This is a genomic window from Aeromonas sp. HMWF017, from assembly GCF_003061465.1.
Classification (GTDB): domain Bacteria; phylum Pseudomonadota; class Gammaproteobacteria; order Enterobacterales; family Aeromonadaceae; genus Aeromonas; species Aeromonas veronii.
Genome location: NZ_QAJD01000053.1, coordinates 1,097 through 7,419, shown reverse-complemented (window position 1 = coordinate 7,419; position 6,323 = coordinate 1,097). Strand labels below are relative to the sequence as shown.

4 protein-coding genes are annotated in these 6,323 nt (G+C 65.6%); all 4 read right to left on the bottom strand.

Going from position 1 to position 6,323, the window contains the following annotated elements; genetic code table 11:
• Nucleotides 1–103: 103 nt before the first annotated feature.
• The gene (locus tag DBR30_RS04515) at nucleotides 104–4,093 is read right to left on the bottom strand and encodes a non-ribosomal peptide synthetase (RefSeq protein ID WP_108588206.1); all 3,990 of its coding nucleotides are present in this window, start codon (nucleotides 4,091–4,093) and stop codon (nucleotides 104–106) included.
• Between the two features lie 125 nt (nucleotides 4,094–4,218).
• Nucleotides 4,219–4,986: a 2,3-dihydro-2,3-dihydroxybenzoate dehydrogenase gene (gene dhbA / locus DBR30_RS04510; protein WP_108541907.1), complete on the bottom strand. Its 768-nt coding sequence runs from the start codon at nucleotides 4,984–4,986 to the stop codon at nucleotides 4,219–4,221.
• On the bottom strand, nucleotides 4,983–5,918 hold the full coding sequence (locus DBR30_RS04505) for an isochorismatase family protein (protein WP_108541906.1): 936 nt from the start codon (nucleotides 5,916–5,918) through the stop codon (nucleotides 4,983–4,985). The genes dhbA and DBR30_RS04505 overlap by 4 nt, the downstream gene beginning before the upstream one ends.
• A partial coding sequence (locus DBR30_RS21615) for an AMP-binding enzyme (protein WP_441296728.1) occupies nucleotides 5,915–6,323 on the bottom strand: 409 nt, incomplete at its 5' end. The genes DBR30_RS04505 and DBR30_RS21615, both read right to left, overlap by 4 nt.

Sequence of the window (6,323 nt, the reverse complement as noted above, 5' to 3'; positions counted from 1 at the left end):
AGCCAGGCGTGCTGACGCCGGATAAAGTCGGGGTGCCAATGCGGCTCGCCGAGCCCCACCAGCTTGCCCGCCAGCAAGGCCTCCCGGATGGCTGCAACCGGGGTCATGCGCCCCCCTCCTGCCGGATGTGCGATTGTTGCCCGCCCCCATCGGCCCGCTCACAAATAAAGGCGCCGATCTTCGCCAGCCAGTCGGGGTGCACCATCTCCTGATGCAGACAGGGGAAGCGCTGATAGCGGATTTCGCCTTTTGTCAGCGACTCCCAGCCGCGCCCATCCAGCCAGGGTTGGCGGGAAACTGATGCCTCGATAAAGATCACCTCCCCGTGATAGCAGTAGTCGACCGGCTCACGGATCAGCCGGTTGTTGTGGCCAACCAGCTCGATCATGGCGCTCACCACCTGCTCGTCGAGCATGGCCAGCGCACTCCCCTCCGCCCCCAGTCTGGCCACCACCTCGTCACGAGTGAGGGAGTCGAGCGCCTCGTCCGCAACCGCAATCCCCCCCATCCGTAGCAGCGCATCGAGCATCCGCTGCTCATCGGGCAACAGCTGGGTCTGCCACTGCTGGCAGGGGTAGGCATCGAGCAGCAGCACCATGGCCACCTCTTGTCCCTGCTCCTGCAGCATGGCGGCCATTCGGTGCACCAGCATGCCCCCGAGCGACCAGCCGAGCAGCCAGTAGGGCCCCTCGCTCTGCTGACGACGCAGCTCGGTCACATAGTCGAGGGCCAGCTCGTCGAAACTGGCAGGCAACGGCGCATCCGGCTGGCAGAGCGCTCGCGCCTGCAGGGCATAGACCGCCATGTCGGCCGGCAGATGGGGCACCAGAGGCGCATAACACCAGCCGAGCCCGCCTGCAGGATGGACGCAAAAGAGAGTGGGGCCTGATACGCCGGACTGCGCACTGGGCGCCCGCAGGGGCAACAGCATGGGCATAGCCTCCCGCTCGCCGCCAAGACGGCGCGCCAGCTGGGCGGGGCTCGGCGCTTCGAACAGGCTGGCCAGAGTGAGAGCCTGTCCGGTCGACTCTTCAATGCGCACCACCAACTGTGCCGCCAGCAGGGAGTGGCCGCCGAGGGCAAAGAAGTTATCGTCGGCGCCGACCCGCGCCAGCCCCAGTACTTCGGCGAAGAGGCGACAGAGCCGCTCCTCCAGCAGGGTTTTCGGCAGCGACTGACCCACCGCCGACGCCATATCGGGCAGCGGCAACCCCTTGCGATCCAGCTTGCCATTGGGGGTGAGTGGCAGCTCGACCAGAGTGACCAAGAGCCCCGGCACCATGTAGTCAGGCAGCGCGGCGCCAAGGGCGGGCGTCAGCTCGGCCAGCGTCAATTCTGTGCTATCTGCGGCCACCACATAGGCCACCAGACGGCGATCGCCGGGGGCAAATTCGGGGGCCAGCACCACCGCCTGCGCTACCCGGGGATGGCGCAGCAGCACCTGCTCGATCTCCTCCAGCTCGATGCGTTGACCACGGATCTTCACCTGAAAATCGAGGCGTCCCAGATACTCGATGGCGCCATCCTCACGCCAAGCAGCCAGATCGCCGCTGCGATAGAGCCGCCCTGTCCCGAAGGGGTTGGCAATAAAGCGCTCGGCGGTGAGCTCGGGCTGGCCAAAGTAGCCATCCGCCACCTGCACGCCGCCGATCCAGAGCTCCCCCGCTACACCGGGGGGCACCGGCTGCAACCAGGGGTCGAGAATGCGGATGCAGGTATTCCAGACCGGATATCCGATGGGCACGCTGGTCACCGCCTCGTCTGCCCGGCAGGGATACCAGGTGACATCCACCGCCGCCTCGGTCGGGCCATAGAGGTTGTGCAGAGGGGCTGAAAATGTCCCATACCAGCGCTGCACCAGATCCGCGGACAGCGCCTCACCGGAGCAGAATACTTGGCGCAGGGCGCGGCAACGCACAGGCTCGGCCTGAGTGACAAAAATCTGCAGCATGGAGGGAACAAAGTGCAAGGTGGTGATCCCGGCCTGCTCAATCAGCTCGGCAAGGTAGGCGGGATCCTTGTGGCCGCCCGGTTTGGCGAGCACCAGCCGCGCCCCGGTCATAAAGGGCCAGAAGAACTCCCAGATGGAGACATCGAAACCGGCCGGGGTCTTTTGCAGCACCCGATCCGCCGGGCCGATGGGATACATGTGCTGCATCCAGAGCAGCCGGTTGACGATGGCACCATGGCTCACCACCACCCCTTTGGGCCGACCGGTCGAGCCGGAGGTGTAGATAATGTAGGCCGCATCTTCCGGCCTGGGTACTGGCAACTCACAAGGTACGGTCGTTGCCAACTCTACCGCCGCCAGCTGCTCTGCCACACCGGGTGCATCGAGGCAGACAAGTGGCGCAGCCACATCGAGCGGCATTTGAAGCGTACGGCTGGTCAACACCAGCGCGGGATCGCTGCTGGCGAGAATGTAGCCGATCCGCTCAGCCGGATAGTCCGGGTCAACGGGCACATAGACGGCTCCCACCGCCATGATGGCCTGCTGGGCGAGGATCAGCTCGGGAGAGCGCGGGATCAGCACCGCCACCCGGCAACCGGGGCCCACGCCCCTCCCCGCCAGATAGCTGGCCAACTGGCGGGTATGCTGGCGCAGCTCGGCCACACTCCAACGCTCGGCGCCACACTCCAGCGCGATGGCGCGCTGATCTGCCGCCGCCAGCCCCTCAGCCAGCAGTGCGCTCAGGGTGGTGGTCGGCAGCGGATGGTCGGTTTGGTTCCAGCGCACCAGCTCTGCCTGCTCGCAGGGCAACAGCAGCGGCAAACGCACCGCCAGGGCCTCGTCATCCGCCTCACTCCAAGCGGCCAGATAGGCAATCAGCCGGGCCAGATGACGTTCGCTCTCCTGATGGCTGAAGCGCCCCTGATGTGCTTCGAGGGTCAGGGTCATAGCGCCTGCCTCCTCGGCAAAGTAGAAGGCGCACTCCTCCACCGGCCCCGCTGCCAGCACCTGTACCTCGCCACGAACTTGGTTGTGCCCTTCACCAAAGCTGAGGGTACGGGCAAAGGGCATCAGATTGACCTGAGGGCCAAACAATGGCTGGCCCGGCTGACGCTGTTGCAACCACTCCTGACGACAACCCTGATGACGGCGCAGGGCAGCAAATTGCCGCTCGACCTGTGCCAGCAACTCCCCAACCCGGCTGGTGCCGCCCAGCTCGATGCGCAGGGGCAGCACATTGACCTTCATGCAGGGGGTATCAGCCGCCGCTGAGCCCAGTCGCCCCATCAGCGGGATGCCCAGCACCACCTCGCCAGCCCCGCTCATCCGCTGCACATAGCTGGCCACCGCCGCCAGCAGCAAGCTGTAGGGGTGACAGGCAGAACGACTCGCCCGTGCCACCAGTGCCTGCCACTGGCGGCCAGCCAGCCGCTGTTCAAGACGATATGTGGGGCCCAGCCCTTGCGCCGGACGTCGGGAGAGCGATGCTGGATTCTCCACCCCGGCCTGCTGCTGCACGAAGAAATCGCGATCCCGCGCGGCGCGCGGCGAATCCTGATAGGCCGCCTCCTCGGCCAGCAACTCCTGCTGGGTCGCATAGTGGCAGGGTGCTGGCTGCTCGCCGGCACAGAGCGCCTCATACCAGCTCGCCACCCGCTGACAGAGCAAACTCAGGCCAAAGCCGTCGATGGCGATATGGTGCACGGCGATAAACCAGACCCACCGCCCCTCACCAAGGCGATAGAGAGTGGTGGCAAACAACGGCCCCCCGGCCAGATTGAAGGGTACGGCCAACTGCTCACGCATCTCGGCCTGCGCGGCGGCGAGCGGGTCGTCTTCGCGGCGGAGATCCCGCTCGCTCAGCTGCCAGCAGGCGGGATTGGCCACCATCTGCGGGCCATCGGCAGTGGCCACAAAGGCGCAGTGCAGACCGGGGATCTCGTCGATGGTCTGGCGTACCGCGCGGGTGAAGTGATGGGGAGCCAGCGTCCCCTCCAGCAGCCAGTACTCGCCGGTGTTGCAGGCGGGGCTCTGCGGGTATTTTTGCTGGGCAAACCAGATGCCAGCCTGAGCGGTGGTTAGCGGCCAGCGCGGGTGTTCACCACGCTGGTGGGTGGCGCGCATCGCCATTGTCTGTTCCATGGGAATGTCCTTGCGCAAACATCGAGCGGGCAGCGGCTTGCCCCTGCCCGCATGGCTGAAAAGCGAGGAGGCCAGGCCTCCTCCATAAAGAGAGTGTCACGCCTGCCAGATCGGCAACGCGCGGGCTAGACCCCCAGGGTGGCACCGCCATCGACCACCAGATCCTGCAAGGTGATATGGCTGGCGGCATCGGAGGCGAGAAACAGCACGCAGGCCGCCACCTCGGCAGGTGTCCCCAGCTTGCCAAGGGGGATCCCCAGCTTGAACTGCCCGGGCAAGCCAGCGATGGTACGCAGCTCTCCCTCGCGCTGCTCAGCCTCCCCCTCCTGCCACATGCCGCAGAGCATCGGGGTACGGGTCGAGCCCGGCGACACCAGATTGCAGCGCACCCCATAGGGGGCGAGCTCCAAGCCTGCCGTCTGGGTGAGGCTGGTCAGTGCCGCCTTGGAGGCGCCATAGATGCCCATCCCCACTCGCGGTACCCGACCGGCATTGGAGGAGACATTGACGATGGCGCCCCTGCGCCGCCCCTGAAACCAGGGGGTCAGGGCCCGCATCAGGTAGAAAGGGGCGAAAGTGTTGATAGCGAAGGTGCGCAGTAAAAGGGCGTCATCCACCTCATCGAGCCTGCTGGTCGCCAGCACGCCAGCAACATTGACCAGCACATCGGGCCCCAGCCCCTCGTCCAGCAATTGTTCGCAACAGCGGGTCACGGCCTCGCTGTCACTCACGTCGAGAGTCACCCCCTTCACGTTGCCGGGCAGCGCCTCGGCCAGTTGCAGATCGAACGCAACCACGCTGGCTCCCGCCTCGGCAAAGGTGCGTGCCACCGCATGGCCAATCCCCTGCGCTGCGCCGGTTACCCAGACGGTTCTGCCTTGCCACTCGCTCATGGGGTGCACTCCGGCTCGCTGACGTGATCTTCGTTGACCTGATGAGCCGTGTCCTGACTGACATTAAGCTGACGGGAGAGAAGTCCCCACCAGTGGGCCAGGGTCGGGTTGCGGGCCAGCTCGGCCAGCTCCACCACCAGCCCCTGCTGATGCCACTCCTCCACCAGCCCCATCACCGCCAGCGAGTCGAGACCGTAGTCGAGCAGGTTGTCATCCTCGGTGGGCTGCTCATGCTGCATCTCGGCGGGCAACCGCGCCAGCACCTGAGCGCGCAGCAACTCCCGAGTCAGGGGACGTTTGCTGGCCACCGCCATCACCTCGGCCACGGTAATCACCCGACCGGCATTGCGGCTGACATAGGAGAGCGCCAGCAGGTGATCTTCGCGGGAGAAGTCGGCGATGGCATCTGCCACCAGGAAGGGGCGGATATCGCGCATAAAGGCATCGACCGCAGTCTGCATCACCCCGATATGGCCGTAGATGCCACAGATCACCAGCTGATCCCGCCCCCATTCGGCCATCAGCTCGGCTAGCGGTGAGCGGCAAAAAGCGCTGTAGCGCCACTTGGTCAGCACCGTATCCTGCGGCTCGGGCGCCAGCGCCGGAACGATTGGTTGGCGCTCCGGCGCTCGGGTCAGCCCCGGCCCCCACATGTCATTGAGCAGGGCCCGATCGGCCTGACTCTGCTCGGCGGGCTGGGCGGTATAGACCACCGGCATACCGAGAGCACGCGCCTGACGGATCAGGGTGGCGATATGGTCGATCACCTGGTTGATCAGCGAATTGTCCGGCCCGTAGAAATCGACGAAATAGTGCTGCATATCGTGGACCAGCAAGACGGCGCGGCCCGGTTCGAAGGGCCAGTTCACCCGCCCGGTGGGCAGCTCCTCAGCGGTGGGCAACGGATAGGCGGCGAGGGATTGAATGGTCATGCACACTCCTTGGCGAGCTGCTCGCGCAGCGTCTGTTTGTCTATCTTGCCGACCGGGGTGTGGGGCAGTTGCGCCACCAGCACCAAGCGATCGGGCAGTTTGTAATCGGCCACCCCCTGCTCGCGCAGGAAACGGCGCAAGCGGGGCAGATTGAGGGGCTCGCGGCACATCAGAAAGGCGCAACTGCGCTCCCCGAGCATGGGATCAGGCATGGCGACCAGCGCCGCTTGCCGCACCTCCGGGTGGGTAATCAGCAGCTCTTCAATCTCGAGGGCGTCGATCTTCTCCCCACCCCGGTTGATCTGATCCTTGTTGCGCCCCACCACCATCAGATGGCCGCTGGGCAAGCGGCAGACCAGATCGCCGGTGCAGTAGAAACCGTCCCGGTCGAAGGCGCGGTGATTG